Raw genomic sequence first — 16,569 nt, 5'->3', positions numbered from 1 at the left:
ATGCACAAGCCCGCCCCTACGATGGACCCCGTGCCGAACCTGACCCCCGCCGACGCCGCAGCCGCCCTGCGCAACCCCCTCGCCTACATCGCAGCCCGCTGGACCCCAACCCCCCGAACGGTCCAGCGCGCAGCCCTCGCCGCGCTCATCATGTCCGTCGTCATCGTGGTCACCGGCGGCGCAGTCAGACTCACCGGCTCCGGCCTCGGCTGCCCGACCTGGCCGAAGTGCACGGACACCTCCCTGACGGCAACCAGCGAAATGGGCCTGCACGGAGCGATCGAGTTCAGCAACCGCATGCTGACGTACGTCCTGTGCGCGGCAGTCGGCTGGGCGATCATCGCCGCGAGGTCGGAGAAGCCGTACCGCAGGTCCCTCACCCGCCTCGGCTGGGCCCAGTTCTGGGTGGTCATGAGCAACGCGGTGCTGGGCGGCATCGTCGTACTCGTCGGCCTGAACCCGTACACGGTGGCGGCCCACTTCCTCCTCTCCTCGGCGTTGATCGCCGTGGCGACGGTGATGTGGCAGCGCACGAGGGAGGGCGACGAGGCCCCCCGCCCGGTCGTGGGCAAGGCGGTCCAGCAGCTCGTGTGGTCCCTGGTCATCGCCTCGGCGCTGCTGATCGCGATCGGCACGATCGTCACCGGCGCGGGCCCCCACGCGGGCGACTCCAGCGAGGTCGAGCGCATCCGGATCGACTGGGAGATGATCGCGAAGCTGCACGCGGTACTGGCCTGGATCGTCGTAACCCTGACGTTCGCCCTGTGGTTCGTCCTGAAGGCGGTGGACGCCCCGAAGCCCCCCCTGAACAGGACCCGGGAACTGTTCCTGATCCTGCTGGCGCAAGGTGCGATCGGCTACGTCCAGTACTTCACGAACCTCCCCGAGATCCTGGTCGGCGCCCACATGTTCGGCTCGACGGTGACCTGGATCTGGGTCCTGAGGGTCCTGCTGTCCCTGCGGGAACGCCCGTACGACGAGGTCACCCTCCCCACCCCGACGGCGAACGCGATCCCGACCCGCGCCTAAACCCCGTACACCCGACGGGCGTTCCCGGAAGCCAGCATCCCCGCCACCCGCTGCGCATCCCCCAACAGCCAGGCCCCCTCGGCGACCCACCCCCCGAGCACCCGCGCCACCGCCTCCTGGAACAGCCGCGCGGCGACAAGGTGCAGCTCCGGCAGTGCGCGAGCCCCGCTGGAGTAGAGGACCTTGCCGAACGGGGCCAGTTCCAGGGTCTCCGCGAGGACGGTCGCCGCGCGGGCGCCCGTGTGCAGGAACGCCGTCCCGCAGTCGACGTACACATGGGGGTACGCCGCCGCGAGGTGGGCGGCCTCCCGGTGCCGGGGATACGCGTGGAGCAGGACCAGATCCGTCCCCAGCCCCGACGTCGTACGGATGAGGTCCACCGGCAGCACCGGCCCCACCCGCAGTTGCAGCGGGCGCCCCGAGGCGAGGGCGATCCACAGCAGGTGGCGCAGGAGGACGGGGTCTTGGACCGCGTCCCCGACGCGTCGGCCCGCGAGCCAGCGGCCGGCCGCGCCCCGCACCTCCCCGGCGTCGGGAGGCTCCGGCGCGACGATGTGTCCCGCAGCGGCGAAGGCGACCGCGTTCGCGGCGGCGCCGTGCACGGACTCCGCGAGGTTGGAGAGGAACCCCTCGACCGTCCCGGACGTGTCCGCGACCTGCTGCGCGAGGAGTTCGAGGCGGACGATCTCGCGCGCCTCGGCGTCGGCGGTCGCGGCGAGTTCAGGGGGCTGCGTGAGGTCGTCCGGCACCCCGGTGTCGACGAGGAACGTCGTCACCCCCGACCCCCGCAGCAGCCGCCGCCCCGCCTCCAGCACCCCCAGCTCACGCCGCCTGGCCAGATAACGCGCGGGCGGGCAGTGGGGTTCCAGGTCCAGCGCGGGCGGACACCAGCGGCGTACGGCGAAGCCGGTCTGGGTGTCGAAGAGGGTCGTACCGGAGGCGGGCGGCCCGTCCGTGTCCGCGAGCCGCGCCTCGAACGTCCCCAGACCCAGTTCGGTCCGGAGCACGCCGTGACAGTACTGGTCCACCAGGGACGGCGTCTCGATCATCCGGTCTCCCTGTAGGTGGCGTCGCCTTACAGGGGTTAACGGGAGAGGCGTGCGTCAGGTCGCGGTTGACGCGGGAGGCACCCGAAAAAGACCGCGCGCCCCGGGAAGCCTCAGCCGCCGATCTGGATCCCGGCCATCCGCTTCCACTCGTACGGCCCCGTCTGCACCTTCGCCGCGAACTCCCCGTCGAACTCCTCGTGACGGGTGATCCCGGCCTTCTCGACGGCGGCCACGGCGACGTCGTATGAGGGGGCGACCACGTCACCCCACCCGCCGTCCGCGCCCACGAGGACGATCCGCGCCCCGCGCTGCCCGATGTACGCGACCTGTCCCTCCGCACCGCCGTGCGCCTTCGCGAACGTACCGATGCGCTTGGCGAGCTTCGCCGCCGTACGGTCCTGCCGGTCCTGCGTCTTCGTGTCTGCCATAACCCGGATGCTACCGGCGGGTAGGAAACACCGGCAAGGAACGGATCAGTGGAGGAAGGGGTCCACGGCGACGGCGACGAACAGCAGCGAGACATAGGTGATCGACCAGTGGAACAGCCGCATCTCCTTGAGCTTGGCCCCCTCGGTCTCGGCCTTGGCCCGGTTCTGGAGGGCGTGCGCCTCCCACAGCCACCAGCCACCGGCGGCGAGCGCGACGACCGTGTAGAACCAGCCGGTGTAGCCGAGCGGCGTCAGCAGCAGGGAGACGCCGACCATCACCCAGCTGTAGATGACGATCTGCCGGGCGACGACCTTGTTGGAGGCGACGACCGGCAGCATCGGCACACCGACGCGCGCGTAGTCGTCCTTGACCTTCATGGACAGCGGCCAGTAGTGCGGCGGCGTCCAGAAGAAGATGACGAGGAAGAGGATGACCGGCGCCCACGCGAGCGAGTCGGTGACGGCGGTCCAGCCGATGAGGACCGGCATACAGCCCGCGATGCCGCCCCAGATGATGTTCTGGGAGGTACGCCGTTTGAGGATCATCGTGTAGACGACGACGTAGAAGAGGAGCGCCCCGAGGGCGAGCCACGCGGACAGCCAGTTGACGGCGAGCCCGAACAGCAGCGTCGAGCCGACCGCGAGCGCGATCCCGAAGGCGAGGCACTCGCGCGGCGAGACCATGCCGGTGACCAGCGGACGCTGCGAGGTGCGGTCCATGAGCGCGTCGATGTCGCGGTCGATGTACATGTTGAGCGCGTTCGCGCCGCCCGCGGACAGGTAGCCGGCGAAGCAGGTGATGAGGACGAGCCCGAGGTCGGGAACCCCCTGCTGCGCCAGGAACATCACCGGAACGGTGGTGATGAGGAGCAGCTCGATGATCCTCGGCTTGGTCAGCGCCACGAACGCTTTGACACGGGCCCCGAACGGCCGGTGCACCGGGCTCTGGCTCGCACCGGTAACCCCCGCTGGACGGGATTCGACGGCCGTCACGCACACCCCTGAAAGAGATATCCCAGCAAGCCTCCCCGTGTGAAGTCCCGGTAAAGGCTCGCGCGTACCACGCCACTGTAGACGTTGCCCATACCTCGGCCTTCGCGGGGGTACCCCGTGTTGGAAGGGCTACCGGGAGGGGGGACAGAACGGGCGCACGACGGCTCGTTTGAGTGCTCGGATGACGCGCTCCGTATTCAGATGCCGAGCCCCGGGAACCCGGTCGAGAGGCGGATCCCGAAGACTCCCGGCAGTCTGGACGGACGGGAGAAACCGCACGTACTTACGGGGGTAGGCTCGACAACGGCCGGTGGGCCCCCCGTGCACCGGCAGCCGGTGGGCGCGTTGCCCGAGCAGCCGGTGAACCGAACATGTGGAGAGGAGCCCTGACCCAGGGTGAGCACCAAGCCGACCACCACAGACCTCGACTGGACCGAGTTGGACCAGCGGGCCGTCGACACCGCCCGCGTCCTGGCCGCCGATGCCGTACAGAAGGTCGGGAACGGCCATCCGGGTACGGCGATGAGCCTCGCGCCGGCCGCGTACACCCTCTTCCAGAAGGTGATGCGGCACGACCCCGCCGACGCCGACTGGGTCGGGCGCGACCGTTTCGTGCTGTCCGCCGGCCACTCGTCCCTCACTCTCTACACCCAGCTGTACCTGGCCGGCTTCGGCCTGGAGCTGGACGACCTGAAGGCGTTCCGGACCTGGGGCTCGAAGACCCCGGGCCACCCGGAGTACGGCCACACCACCGGTGTCGAGACGACGACGGGCCCGCTGGGCCAGGGTGTCGCGAACGCGGTGGGCATGGCGATGGCCGCCCGCTACGAGCGCGGCCTGTTCGACCCCGAGGCCCCGGCGGGCGAGTCGCCCTTCGACCACTTCGTGTACGCCATCGCCGGTGACGGCTGCCTCCAGGAGGGCATCTCCGCCGAGGCGTCCTCCCTCGCGGGCCACCAGAAGCTCGGCAACCTGGTCCTGCTGTGGGACGACAACCACATCTCGATCGAGGGCGACACCGAGACGGCCGTCTCCGAGGACACCGTCAAGCGGTACGAGGCGTACGGCTGGCACGTCCAGCGCGTCGCCCCGAAGCCGGACGGCGACCTGGACCCGCACGCGATCTACAACGCGATCGAGGCCGCGAAGAAGGTGACGGACAAGCCGTCGTTCATCGCGATGCGCTCGATCATCGCCTGGCCCGCCCCGACCGCGCAGAACACCGAGGCCGCGCACGGCTCGGCGCTCGGCGACGACGAGGTGGCGGCCACCAAGCGCGTGCTGGGCTTCGACCCGGCGCTGTCCTTCGAGGTCTCCGACGAGGTCATCGCGCACACGCGCGGCGCCCTGGAGCGCGGCGCGCAGGCGAAGGCCGACTGGGAGAAGTCGTTCCAGCTGTGGCGCGACGACAACCCGGAGCGCGCCGCCGAGTTCGACCGCATCGACGCGGGCGAGCTGCCCGCGGGCTGGGAGGAGAAGCTCCCGGTCTTCGAGGCGGGCAAGGGTGTCGCGACGCGTGCCGCGTCCGGCAAGGTCCTCCAGGCGCTCGGCGCGGTCATCCCGGAGCTGTGGGGCGGCTCGGCCGACCTCGCGGGCTCCAACAACACGACGATCGACGCGTCGTCCTCCTTCCTCCCGGCGGACAACCCGCTCACCGAGGCGGACCCGTACGGCCGCACGATCCACTTCGGCATCCGCGAGCACTCGATGGCCGCCGAGATGAACGGCATCGCGCTGCACGGCAACACCCGCATCTACGGCGGCACGTTCCTCGTGTTCTCCGACTACATGCGCAACGCCGTGCGCCTGTCCGCGCTGATGCACCTGCCGGTGACGTACGTGTGGACGCACGACTCGATCGGCCTCGGCGAGGACGGCCCGACGCACCAGCCGGTGGAGCACGTCGCCGCGCTGCGCGCGATCCCGGGCCTGAACGTCGTCCGCCCGGCCGACGCGAACGAGACCGCGATCGCCTGGCGCGAGATCCTGCGCCGCGGCAAGCGCGAGTACGGCGTCTCGGCGCCGCACGGCCTGGCGCTGACGCGTCAGGGTGTGCCGACGTACGAGCCCAACGAGGACACGGTCAAGGGCGGGTACGTCCACACCGAGGCGTCCGCCGGCACCCCCGAGGTCATCCTCATCGCGACCGGCTCCGAGGTCCATGTGGCCGTCGCCGCGCGCGAGTTGCTGGAGGCGGAGGGCACGCCGACGCGCGTGGTCTCGATGCCGTCGGTGGAGTGGTTCGAGGAGCAGACGGCCGAGTACCGCGCGGAGGTCCTGCCCGCTTCGGTGAAGGCGCGTGTCTCCGTCGAGGCCGGTATCGGTCTCACCTGGCACAAGTACGTAGGTGACGCGGGCCGCATCGTTTCCCTGGAGCACTTCGGCGCTTCGGCCGACGGCAAGGTCCTCTTCCAGGAGTACGGCTTCACTGCCGAGAACGTGGCTGCGAAGGCGCGGGAATCCGTCGCCGCCGCCCAGCGCTGACGCCCCTATACGACCACGCACGTAGGAGATGTAATTCCATGACAGACGCACTGAAGCGCCTCTCCGAGGAGGGCGTCGCGATCTGGCTGGACGACCTGTCGCGCAAGCGGATCACGTCCGGCAACCTCGCCGAGCTGATCGACCAGCAGCACGTCGTGGGCGTCACCACCAACCCGTCGATCTTCCAGAAGGCGATCTCGTCCGGCGACGGCTACGAGCAGCAGGTCACCGACCTCGCCGCCCGCAAGGTCACCGTCGACGAGGCGATCCGCATGATCACGACGGCGGACGTCCGTGACGCCGCCGACATCCTGCGCCCCGTCTTCGACGCGTCCGGCGGACAGGACGGCCGGGTCTCCATCGAGGTCGACCCGCGCCTCGCGCACGAGACGGTACCGACGGTCGCCGAGGCCAAGCAGCTCGCGTGGCTGGTGGACCGCCCGAACACGCTGATCAAGATCCCGGCGACCAAGGCGGGCCTCCCGGCGATCACCGAGGTGATCGGCCACGGCATCAGCGTCAACGTCACGCTGATCTTCTCCCTCGCGCGCTACCGCGAGGTCATGGACGCCTACCTGGCGGGCCTGGAGAAGGCCAAGGCCAAGGGCATCGACCTGGCGGGCATCCACTCGGTCGCGTCCTTCTTCGTGTCCCGCGTGGACACCGAGATCGACAAGCGCCTGACCGCGCTGGGCACCGACGAGGCCCTCGCCCTCAAGGGCAAGGCGGCACTCGCCAACGCGCGGCTCGCCTACCAGGCGTACGAAGAGGTCTTCTCTTCCGACCGCTGGGCGGCCCTGGAGAAGGCGGGCGCCAACAAGCAGCGTCCGCTGTGGGCGTCGACCGGCGTGAAGGACCCGTCGTACAAGGACACCCTGTACGTCGACGACCTGGTCGCGCCGAACACCGTCAACACCATGCCGGAGGCCACCCTGCTGGCCACCGAGGACCACGGTCAGATCACCGGCAACACCATCGCGGGCACGTACGAGCAGGCTCGCGCCGAGCTCGACGCGGTGGAGAAGCTCGGGATCGCGTACGACGACGTGGTCCAGCTCCTTGAGGACGAGGGCGTCCAGAAGTTCGAGGAGTCCTGGAACGACCTGCTCAAGTCGACCGAGGCGGAGCTTGAGCGCCTCGCTCCTTCGGAGGGCTGATTTCACTTGTCGAGCAGCAATCCGCTGCGTGACCCGGCAGACCGACGGCTCCCGCGCATCGCGGGGCCGTCGGGCCTTGTCATCTTCGGTGTCACGGGCGATTTGTCACGTAAAAAGCTGATGCCCGCCGTGTACGACCTCGCCAACCGTGGCCTGCTTCCGCCGGGTTTCTCCCTGGTCGGGTTCGCGCGCCGGGAGTGGGAGCACGAGGACTTCGCGGCCGAGGTCCACGACGCCGTCAAGGAGCACGCGCGTACGCCGTTCCGTGAGGAGGTCTGGCAGCAGCTCATCCAGGGGATGCGCTTCGTCCAGGGCACCTTCGACGACGACGACGCGTTCGAGCGGCTGCGCGCCACCATCGACGAGCTGGACAAGGCACAGGGCACGGGCGGCAACTTCGCCTTCTACCTGTCCGTGCCGCCGGGCGCCTTCCCGGTGGTCATCCAGCAGCTGAAGAAGCACGGTCTCGCCGACCAGAAGCGCGGCTCGTGGCGGCGCGCCGTCATCGAGAAGCCGTTCGGGCACGACCTGAAGTCGGCCGAGGAGCTGAACGCGACGGTCGAGGACGTCTTCGCGCCCGACCAGGTCTTCCGCATCGACCACTACCTCGGCAAGGAGACCGTCCAGAACATCCTGGCGCTCCGGTTCGCCAACACGATGTTCGAGCCGATCTGGAACCGGTCCTTCGTGGACCACATCCAGATCACGATGGCCGAGGACATCGGCATCGGCGGCCGTGCCGGGTACTACGACGGCATCGGCGCGGCGCGCGACGTCATCCAGAACCACCTCCTCCAGCTGATGGCGCTGACCGCGATGGAGGAGCCCGCCTCCTTCGACGCGGACGCGCTCGCCGCCGAGAAGACCAAGGTCCTGGGCGCGGTCAAGCTCCCCAAGGACCTCGGCCGCGACACCGTCCGCGCGCAGTACGCGGCCGGCTGGCAGGGCGGCGAGAAGGTCATCGGCTACCTCGAAGAGGACGGCATCGACAAGGCGTCGAAGACCGACACGTACGCCGCGATCAAGGTCGAGGTCGACAACCGCCGCTGGGCGGGCGTCCCGTTCTACCTGCGCACCGGCAAGCGGCTCGGCCGCCGCGTCACCGAGATCGCGGTCGTCTTCCAGCGCGCCCCGCACTCCCCCTTCGACACGACGGCCACCGAGGAGCTGGGCTCCAACGCGATCGTCATCCGCGTCCAGCCGGACGAGGGCGTGACGGTCCGCTTCGGCTCCAAGGTGCCGGGTACGTCGATGGAGATCCGGGACGTGTCCATGGACTTCGCGTACGGCGAGTCCTTCACGGAGTCGTCCCCGGAGGCGTACGAGCGGCTGATCCTGGACGTCCTGCTGGGCGACTCCAACCTCTTCCCGCGCACGGAGGAGGTCGAGCTGTCCTGGAAGATCCTCGACCCGATCGAGGAGTACTGGGACACCCACGGCACGCCCCCGCAGTACCCGGCGGGCACCTGGGGTCCGGCCGAGGCGGACGAGATGCTCGCACGCGAGGGACGGAGCTGGCGCCGGCCATGAAGATCGACCTCACGGACACCACCGCCGGCAAGATAAACAAGGCTCTGATCAAGGGCCGCCGCGAGATCGGCACCCCGGCCGTCGGCATGGTCCTCACCCTGGTCCTCGTCACCGACGAGGAGAACGCGTACGACGCCCTGAAGGCGGCCGGCGACGCGTCCCGCGAGCACCCCTCGCGCACGCTCGTCGTCATCCGGCGTGTCTCCCGCTCGCCGCGCGACCGCACGCAGTCGCGCATCGACGCGGAGATCCTGCTCGGCGCGGACGCCGGGACCGGCGAGACCGTCGTCCTGCGGCTGCACGGCGAGGTCTCCGACCACGCCCAGTCCGTCGTCCTGCCGCTGCTGCTGCCGGACGCGCCGGTCGTCGTCTGGTGGCCGGTCACCGCACCGGCCGACCCGGCGAACGACCCGCTCGGCGCGCTCGCGCAGCGCCGGGTCACCGATGCGTACGCCGCCGAGCAGCCGGTCCGCGAGCTGACCGCCCGCGCGAAGACGTACGCACCCGGCGACACGGACCTCTCCTGGACCCGCATCACGCCCTGGCGCTCGATGCTGGCCGCGGCTCTCGACCAGGTCACCTGCGAGGTGACGGCCGTCGAGGTCGAGGGGGAGGAGTTCAACCCGAGCTGCGAGCTGCTGGCGATGTGGCTGGCGGACCGTCTGGACGTGCCGGTCCGCCGCACGCTCTCCGCGGGCCCCGGGCTGACCGCCGTCCGCCTGTCGACGGACGTGGGGCCCATCGCCCTCGACCGTTCCGACGGGTCGGTGGCGACCTTGTCGATCCAGGGCCAGCCTGACCGGGCGGTCGCTCTGAAGCGCCGGGACACGGTCGATCTGATCGCGGAGGAGTTGCGGCGGCTGGATCCGGACGATACGTATGCGTCTGCGCTGCGGTTCGGGGTGGAGCGGCTCAACTCGTCGGTGTCCAGGGCGTTTCCGGCGCCGGTGACGCGGACGTCGGCGGCGGGGTCGGTTGCGACTTTGACGCCGGGGGCGGGCTCGGGTTCGGGTTCGGGTTCGGGTTCGACACCAGGGTCGGGGTCGGGCACGGCTTCGACGCCGGGCACGGGGTCGAGTTCGGCCTCGGGCAGGGCTTCGGCTTCGGCTTCGGCGCCGGGTTCCCTCTCGGGCTCGGCTGCGGCTTCAGCCTCGGGCTCGACGCCGAGTGCCACCTCGGGTTCGGCTGCGGGTCCTGCCTCGGGCGCGGCTCCGGGTGCCGTCTCGGGTACAGGCTCGGCTTCGACGCCGGGTTCCCGTTCGGATTCGGCTGCGGCTTCGGCCTTGAGGCCGGCCGTGGGTTCTACGCCGGGTTCCCCCTCGGGCTCGGCTTCGCCTTCCGTGCCGGCTCCCTCTTCTCCCCCCGCCTCGGCACTCGCCGATCCCGTCGCCATCCCGAAGACCGACTCCTCCGTCGAGGGAGCGCGAAAAAGTGGTGCTGCCGGAGCAGGCGAGCCCGCAGGAGGGGGAGGAACTCCCCCCGCTCCCCCGGCGGCTGCGCAAGCTCCCGTACTACCGGCCGAAGCGCCGCAGCCGGTAAGGAAGGCCATCTCCCCATGACCACACCCCAGTTGGTCGTCCACCGCGACAAGGAGCTGATGGCGCAGGCCGCCGCGGCCCGTCTCATCACGCGGATCGTCGACGCGCAGTCCTCGAAGGGCAGCGCGTCGATCGTCCTCACGGGTGGCCGCAACGGCAACGGCCTGCTCGCGGCGCTCGCGACAGCGCCCGCGCGCGACGCCATCGACTGGTCGCGTCTCGACCTGTGGTGGGGCGACGAACGCTTCCTCCCCGAGGGCGACCCCGACCGCAACGTCACCCAGGCCCGCGAGGCCCTCCTCGACTCCGTCCCCCTCGACCCGAAGCGCGTGCACGCGATGCCCGCGTCGGACGGCGAGTACGGGACGGACGTGGAGGCGGCGGCGGAGGCGTACGCGGAGGAACTGGCGAGGTCGGCCGACCACGGCGACGTACCGACGTTCGACGTCCTCATGCTGGGCGTGGGACCGGACACGCACGTGGCGTCCCTCTTCCCCGAACTCCCCGCGGTCCGCGAGGAGACCCGCACGGTGGTGGGCGTCCGAGGCGCCCCGAAACCCCCGCCCACGCGAGTCACCCTCACGCTCCCCGCGATCCGGGCGGCCAAGGAGGTCTGGCTCCTCGCAGCCGGCGAGGACAAGGCTCAGGCCGCCGCGATCGCCCTCTCGGGCGCAGGCGAGATCCAGGCCCCGGCGGCAGGCGCCCGAGGCCTGGCCCGCACGCTCTGGCTCCTGGACCGCCCTGCGGCATCCCAACTCCCGCGCGCGCTGTACCCACCGGCGACGGCGTAACAACAAAGGCTGCGGGCCCCGTCTGTGACAGACGGGGCCCGCAGCCTTTCGCACTCACCACTCACCGCACCCGAACGCTCACCACATCAGAGATCCGCCACCGCACAGGATGCCGATCCTTGGGCCCCTTCAGCCCATACACGACAGCCCGAAACTCCAGCCCCCCACGCCGAACCCCCTTCACCTGCACAGCAACCCGCCCCTCAGGCCCACCCCGCCGAACCACACCCCCACACCCCACCTGCCGCCAGGCCGCTTTCCCACTCCGCTCCTGAAGACATATCCGCAAATACTGAGCAGCATCGTCATCCCCATGAGCACTGACCTTGAAGACCTTCCCCACACCAACCGCCCGGGGCGCCACCACGGACACATCCCCCTTGGCATAAGCAGGCCCAGCGGCCAGAGCCACAACAACAAGCCCCACCCCGACCCCGCTCAGCCCTTTACTGATCCCACGCACAGCAGCCCCTCCCAAGAAGTATTTCCCGCCACCCCTCCAGATGCGAGAACACCCCCACGGGTTGCACCCGCCCCTCAGCCGCGCGGGTCGGAGGCATCGATACGCTCGACGAACCGACGGACCTGATCCTCGACGGGTTCGTTCCCGGTGACGGACAGGGTGTAGCTGCGCAGCCCCGTCACGACGAACTCCATCGTGACGTGGGCTTCCTCGCCCCGGCCACCGACCGAGACGCCGAGGCTCCAGGGCGGGGGCAAGCAGTTCCACCGCCGGTGCCAGTCGAGGGCGACCAGTTCGCGGGCCAAGAGACGCGCGGCGGCGTCGACCGGCTCCTCCCAATCATGGTCGGCGACGAAGCGGTCCAGCTCGGCGTCGTACCGGTCGGCGTCGAAGCGGGAGTCCGGCGGCAGCGGCACCCGGCTGTCGTCGTCCGTGTTCTCCCACGTCCACACCACCAGGCCACCACACCGCTGGATGGTCACGAAGACGCCCCCACAGCAACCGGTCTCGCAGAAGTTGTTCGACAGCTCGACCCGCCGAGGTTCGGCATCGGCCCTCAGCGGCCACGTTTCCGGCGGGCCGATCATCATCTCGTGCAAGAGACTCGAATCGCTGTCGGGGTGGATCGCCTCCACCACATCCACCCCGTCGACCGACAAGCGGATGCGCGCCTTCGGCCGCCATGGCCCTGGATCCGCGGGGACATGACGAAGGGAAAGGACGTTGAACGGCCCGGAAGACTCCATCCCCCGATCATCACACCTTCGTCGCCATCGCCAGCTCATCAACAGGTACGTCCGCCTTGGCCGCAGGTCTCAACGAGACGACCGCGAGCAGGAACAGCAAGGCCGCGAACAGGACAGGCGCGTTGAGTCCGAAGGCCTTCGCGGTCACCCCGCCCAGCAGCGCACCGACCGGCGCCCCCGAGGTGGAAGCCGTACGGAACGCCGCGGCGATCCGCCCCAACAGCCCCTCAGGGCTGCGTTCCTGCATGAGCGTCACCTGGTTGACGTTCCACACCATGCCCATCACACCGAGCAGCGCCATCCCCACGAGCAGCGCGCCCAGATGCCGTACGGACCCCATGGCCACGAGGGAGACGAGCTGAACGGTCCCGCCCCACATCAGCGCCCGCGCCCGCCCGAACCGCCGGGCAACGCGCTGCGCGAGGAACCCTCCGGCGATGGACCCCACGGAGTACGCGGTCATGGCGGCGGCGAACCCCGCGTCCCCCGCGTCCAGCCACCGCGTGACGACCAGAACCAGGGTCGCGATCAGCGCCCCCATCCCGATGTTGCACAACAGCGTGGCCGTACAGATGGCGCGCAGCACCCGGTCCCGCCACAACACCCGTATCCCCTCGGCGATTTCCCCGCGCAACGTGCTCCCCGTGGCCCGCGCCTCCCGCGCGACAGGCCGCACCCGCAGCGAGGCGACAAGCCCAGCGGCGACGAAGTAACTGACCGCGTCCACCACGAACGGCACGGCCATCCCCACCAACACGAGCACCGGCACAACGGGCCCCGCCACCAACCCCCCGGCAACTTGCTGACCGGTCATCAACCGAGCGTTGGCGGAGCCAAGTTGATCCCGCTCGACAACCGACGGCAGCAAAGCAGTAGAAGCATTGTCGAACAACGTCTGAAGGGTGGTCAGCACAAAGGCAAGCCCCAACAACACCCCCACAGAAGCCTCTCCCAAGGCCACCACCACAGCAAACCCGGCGACCAACACCCCCCGCACCACATCAACAGCCCACATAGCCCGCCGCTGATCCACCCGATCAGCCAACGCCCCACCCACCAGCCCGAACAACAACCAGGGCACATACCCACAAGCGGTAACAGAAGCAATCACCAACGGATCACCAGTAACCCGCACAGCCAACAAGGGCATAGCGGTATTCCGCAAAGCATCCCCAAACCGCGACACAACAGCGGCAGACCACAACTGCCAGAACTCACGCTTCATACTTCAGAAGGTAGAGCCCACCACTGACAACGGACCTCAGCCCCAGTCCTTTAGGGGCGCGGGGCTGTATCTATTTGCGGCTACCGCCGCGCGGGCGCGACAAGCCACAACGGCGCCGCAGCCCCGAAACCAACAGACCGCGGCACCCCGGTGGGTTAAATCTCGCCCCGCAACTTAGCAAGGGCCTCCGCCAAGATCGCCTCACCATCAGCATCACTACGCCGCTCCCGCACATACGCCAGATGCGTCTTGTACGGCTCGGTCCGCGGCGGAGCCGGCGGATTGTCCCGGTCCTGCCCCGCAGGGAACCCGCACCGCGGACAGTCCCACGTATCCGGCACCTGTGCGTCACTCGCGAAACTGGGCTGCGTCTCATGCCCGTTGGAGCACCAGAAGGAGATGCGCAGTCGGGGTGCGGACTCGCCCCGCTCGGCCTCGCCCATCGGCCCCGCCCCGACCCGGCTTCCTCGGATCGCGTTGCCACTTGCCACGGTCGTAACTCCCTGCGTGATGGTGCCGCGAAGCGAGTCGGCGTTTCGCTCCACTGCGAGCGGCTCAGTCTACGTAAGACCAACCGGCCTAAGGCCCAACGCGCGTCCAGTGATTGGAGTTACCGCACACAGACGCAAGCCCCATGATAGGCCGCGCCAAGGAGCGCGTACCGAACATGGGGCTTTGCGTACGTATTGTGCTGGGGGACGCCGCTCAGTTGTTGGCCTTCATGATCAGGCCGAGGACGATGATGCAGGCGAACCAGAGCAGACCGACCACGACGGTGATGCGGTCGAGGTTGCGCTCGGCGACCGAGGAGCCGCCGACGGAGGACTGCATGCCGCCACCGAACATGTCGGAGAGGCCGCCGCCCTTCCCCTTGTGCATCAGCACCAGCAGCATCAGCAGCAGGCTGAAGACGATCAGGGCGATGGAGAACCCCAGAACCACGGCTGGACCAACTTCCTCGGATGCGGATGACGACGGGGACTTTAGCGGGTAGTCACTAAGGTCCCCGTCAGGGTACGACGGATCGCGGCTACGGCCTACTCACTGATCCCGGAAGCGCACGATCTTGACGAACTCGTCGGCGTCGAGGGAGGCGCCACCGACGAGCGCGCCGTCGATGTCGGCCTGCGCCATGATCTCGGCGACGTTCCCGGCCTTGACGGAACCGCCGTACTGGATGCGGACCTTGTCGGCGAGCTCCTGGTCGTACAGCTCGGCGAGCTTGCCCCGGATCGCGGCGCACACTTCCTGCGCGTCACCGGCGCCGCAGACCTTGCCGGTGCCGATGGCCCAGACGGGCTCGTAGGCGATGACGACGGTCTCGGCCTGCTCGGCGGCGACGTCCTTCAGCCCGCCCTCGACCTGAGCGAGGGTGTGGGAGACGTGGTTGCCGGCCTCGCGGACGTCGAGTTCCTCGCCGACGCACAGGATCGGGGTGATCCCGTGCTTGAACGCGGCCTTGACCTTGGCGTTCACGATCTCGTCGGTCTCGGCGTGGTACTGGCGGCGCTCGGAGTGGCCGACGGCGACGTACGAGCACTTCAGCTTGGCGAGCATGGGGCCGGAGATCTCGCCGGTGTAGGCGCCGGAGTCGTACGCGGAGATGTCCTGGGAGCCGTACGTGATCTTCAGCTTGTCGCCGTCGACCAGGGTCTGCACGGAGCGCAGGTCGGTGAAGGGGGCGAGGACGGCGACCTCGACGGCCTCGTAGTCCTTGTCGGCCAGGGCGAACGCGAGCTTCTGGACGTGGGCGATGGCCTCAAGGTGGTTGAGGTTCATCTTCCAGTTGCCCGCCATGATCGGCGTGCGGGTGGTCATGAAGGTCAGTTCTCCAATGCGGCGAGGCCGGGGAGCGTCTTGCCCTCAAGGTATTCGAGGGAGGCGCCGCCACCGGTCGAGATGTGGCCGAACGCGTTCTCGTCGAAGCCGAGGGTGCGTACGGCGGCGGCGGAGTCTCCACCGCCGACGACGGTGAAGCCGTCCGAGTCGACGAGGGCCTGGGCGACCGCCTTGGTGCCCTCGGCGTAGTCGGGGTGCTCGAAGACGCCCATGGGACCGTTCCAGAAGACGGTCGCTGCGTCGGCGAGCTTGGACGTGTACAGCACACCGGTCCCCGGGCCGACGTCCAGCCCGAGACTGCCCTCGGGCATCCGGTCCACATCGACGGTGGTGTGCTCGCTGGGCGCCTTGGTCTTCAGGTCGGGGAAGGCGGTGGAGACGACGACGTCGACCGGGACGAGCAGCTCGACGCCCAGCTTCTCGGCGCGCTCCAGGTACTCGGTGACGGCCGGGATCTGGTCCTCCTGGAGGAGGGAGGCGCCGACCTCGTGGCCCTGGGCCTTGAGGAAGGTGAAGGCCATGCCGCCGCCGATGAGGATGCGGTCGGCCTTGCCGAGGAGCTGGTCGATGACGGCGAGCTTGTCGGAGACCTTGGAACCGCCGAGCGCGACGACGTAGGGGCGGGCGACGTCCTCGGTGAGCTTCTTGAGGACGCCGACCTCGGTGGCGATGAGGTACCCGGCGTAGTGCGGGAGGCGCGCGGGGAGGTCGAACACGGAGGCGTGCTTGCGGTGCACGGCGCCGAAGCCGTCACCGACGTACACGTCCGCGAGGGCCGCGAGCCGGTCGGCGAACTCGCCGCGCTCGGTGTCGTCCTTGGACGTCTCGCCCGCGTTGAAGCGGAGGTTCTCGACGACCGCGACCTGGCCGGGCTCCAGGCCGTTCACGGCGTCGTGGGCGGCGGGGCCGACGGTGTCCTGGGCGAAGGCCACGGGCGTGCCGAGCAGCTCGCCGAGTCGTTCGGCGGCGGGCAGCAGCGAGAACGCGAGGTCCGGGGCGCCCTTGGGGCGGCCGAGGTGCGAGGCGACGACGACCTTGGCGTCGGCGGCGACGAGGGCCTCGATCGTCGGCAGGACGGCGCGGATCCGGCCGTCGTCGGTGATGAGACCGCCGGCCAGCGGAACGTTGAGGTCGGCGCGGACGAAGACGCGCTTGCCGGACACGCCTTCGGCGAGGAGATCGTCGATCGTCTTCAATGCAGTCTCCAGTCGTACGGGTGCTTGCACGTGCGACAGGGCCCGGGCAGCGCCTCTTCGCATGCTGCCCGAGCCCTGCGGCTCACATCGGTGCGGTGCCT

The 16,569-nt window shown here is 69.5% G+C and carries 14 protein-coding genes and 1 pseudogene; 6 read left to right on the top strand and 9 right to left on the bottom strand.

Going from position 1 to position 16,569, the window contains the following annotated elements; all coding sequences use genetic code 11:
- The first annotated feature begins 21 nt into the window (after positions 1-21).
- Positions 22-1,029, top strand: a complete 1,008-nt coding sequence (locus J8M50_RS14280; RefSeq protein WP_029183679.1) for a COX15/CtaA family protein — start codon at positions 22-24, stop codon at positions 1,027-1,029.
- Here the strand turns inward: J8M50_RS14280 and J8M50_RS14275 are convergent.
- From J8M50_RS14275 to J8M50_RS14265, 3 genes are all read right to left on the bottom strand, one after another.
- The gene (locus J8M50_RS14275; RefSeq protein ID WP_010352458.1) at positions 1,026-2,078 is read right to left on the bottom strand and encodes an amidohydrolase; all 1,053 of its coding nucleotides are present in this window, start codon (positions 2,076-2,078) and stop codon (positions 1,026-1,028) included. The two genes, J8M50_RS14280 and J8M50_RS14275, sit on opposite strands and share 4 nt — an antisense overlap.
- Positions 2,079-2,188: 110 nt before the next feature.
- Entirely contained in the window at positions 2,189-2,506 is a 318-nt protein-coding gene (locus J8M50_RS14270) for a hypothetical protein (RefSeq protein ID WP_010352459.1), read from the bottom strand.
- Between the two features lie 45 nt (positions 2,507-2,551).
- A complete protein-coding gene (locus J8M50_RS14265) occupies positions 2,552-3,505 on the bottom strand; it encodes a heme o synthase (protein WP_075661741.1) in 954 nt (317 codons plus the stop codon).
- A 390-nt stretch (positions 3,506-3,895) separates the two neighbouring features.
- Between J8M50_RS14265 and tkt the strand changes: the two genes are divergently transcribed.
- From tkt to pgl, 5 genes and pseudogenes are all read left to right on the top strand, one after another.
- The gene (tkt, locus tag J8M50_RS14260) at positions 3,896-5,983 is read left to right on the top strand and encodes a transketolase (RefSeq protein WP_010352461.1); all 2,088 of its coding nucleotides are present in this window, start codon (positions 3,896-3,898) and stop codon (positions 5,981-5,983) included.
- Between the two features lie 38 nt (positions 5,984-6,021).
- Positions 6,022-7,140: a transaldolase gene (gene tal / locus J8M50_RS14255; protein ID WP_010352462.1), complete on the top strand. Its 1,119-nt coding sequence runs from the start codon at positions 6,022-6,024 to the stop codon at positions 7,138-7,140.
- A gap of 6 nt (positions 7,141-7,146) precedes the next feature.
- Positions 7,147-8,670: a glucose-6-phosphate dehydrogenase gene (gene zwf, locus J8M50_RS14250; protein ID WP_010352463.1), complete on the top strand. Its 1,524-nt coding sequence runs from the start codon at positions 7,147-7,149 to the stop codon at positions 8,668-8,670.
- Positions 8,667-9,591, top strand: a pseudogene (gene opcA, locus J8M50_RS14245) (glucose-6-phosphate dehydrogenase assembly protein OpcA); the annotation flags it as partial. The gene zwf and the pseudogene opcA, both read left to right, overlap by 4 nt.
- A gap of 634 nt (positions 9,592-10,225) precedes the next feature.
- On the top strand, positions 10,226-10,999 hold the full coding sequence (gene pgl / locus J8M50_RS14240) for a 6-phosphogluconolactonase (RefSeq protein WP_010352465.1): 774 nt from the start codon (positions 10,226-10,228) through the stop codon (positions 10,997-10,999).
- Positions 11,000-11,536: 537 nt separating this feature from the next.
- On the opposite strand, the gene J8M50_RS14235 is transcribed toward pgl, so the two are convergent.
- The 6 genes from J8M50_RS14235 to J8M50_RS14210 all read right to left on the bottom strand — a co-directional run bounded on the left by J8M50_RS14235 (position 11,537) and on the right by J8M50_RS14210 (position 16,468).
- Entirely contained in the window at positions 11,537-12,121 is a 585-nt protein-coding gene (locus tag J8M50_RS14235) for a hypothetical protein (RefSeq protein ID WP_010352466.1), read from the bottom strand.
- 97 nt (positions 12,122-12,218) lie between these two features.
- A complete protein-coding gene (locus tag J8M50_RS14230; RefSeq protein ID WP_050987183.1) occupies positions 12,219-13,433 on the bottom strand; it encodes an MFS transporter in 1,215 nt (404 codons plus the stop codon).
- 155 nt (positions 13,434-13,588) lie between these two features.
- The gene (locus tag J8M50_RS14225; RefSeq protein ID WP_010352468.1) at positions 13,589-13,924 is read right to left on the bottom strand and encodes an RNA polymerase-binding protein RbpA; all 336 of its coding nucleotides are present in this window, start codon (positions 13,922-13,924) and stop codon (positions 13,589-13,591) included.
- 214 nt (positions 13,925-14,138) lie between these two features.
- Complete coding sequence (secG, locus tag J8M50_RS14220; protein ID WP_010352469.1) at positions 14,139-14,375, bottom strand: preprotein translocase subunit SecG; 237 nt, start codon at positions 14,373-14,375, stop codon at positions 14,139-14,141.
- Positions 14,376-14,474: 99 nt separating this feature from the next.
- On the bottom strand, positions 14,475-15,251 hold the full coding sequence (gene tpiA, locus J8M50_RS14215; RefSeq protein WP_010352470.1) for a triose-phosphate isomerase: 777 nt from the start codon (positions 15,249-15,251) through the stop codon (positions 14,475-14,477).
- A 5-nt stretch (positions 15,252-15,256) separates the two neighbouring features.
- Positions 15,257-16,468: a phosphoglycerate kinase gene (locus J8M50_RS14210; protein ID WP_010352471.1), complete on the bottom strand. Its 1,212-nt coding sequence runs from the start codon at positions 16,466-16,468 to the stop codon at positions 15,257-15,259.
- Positions 16,469-16,569: the final 101 nt, after the last annotated feature.

This window comes from Streptomyces acidiscabies (assembly GCF_020010905.1).
GTDB classification, from domain to species: Bacteria; Actinomycetota; Actinomycetes; order Streptomycetales; family Streptomycetaceae; genus Streptomyces; species Streptomyces acidiscabies.
Note: the sequence above shows the minus strand (reverse complement) of the source record. Positions and strands in the feature narration are given on the sequence as shown.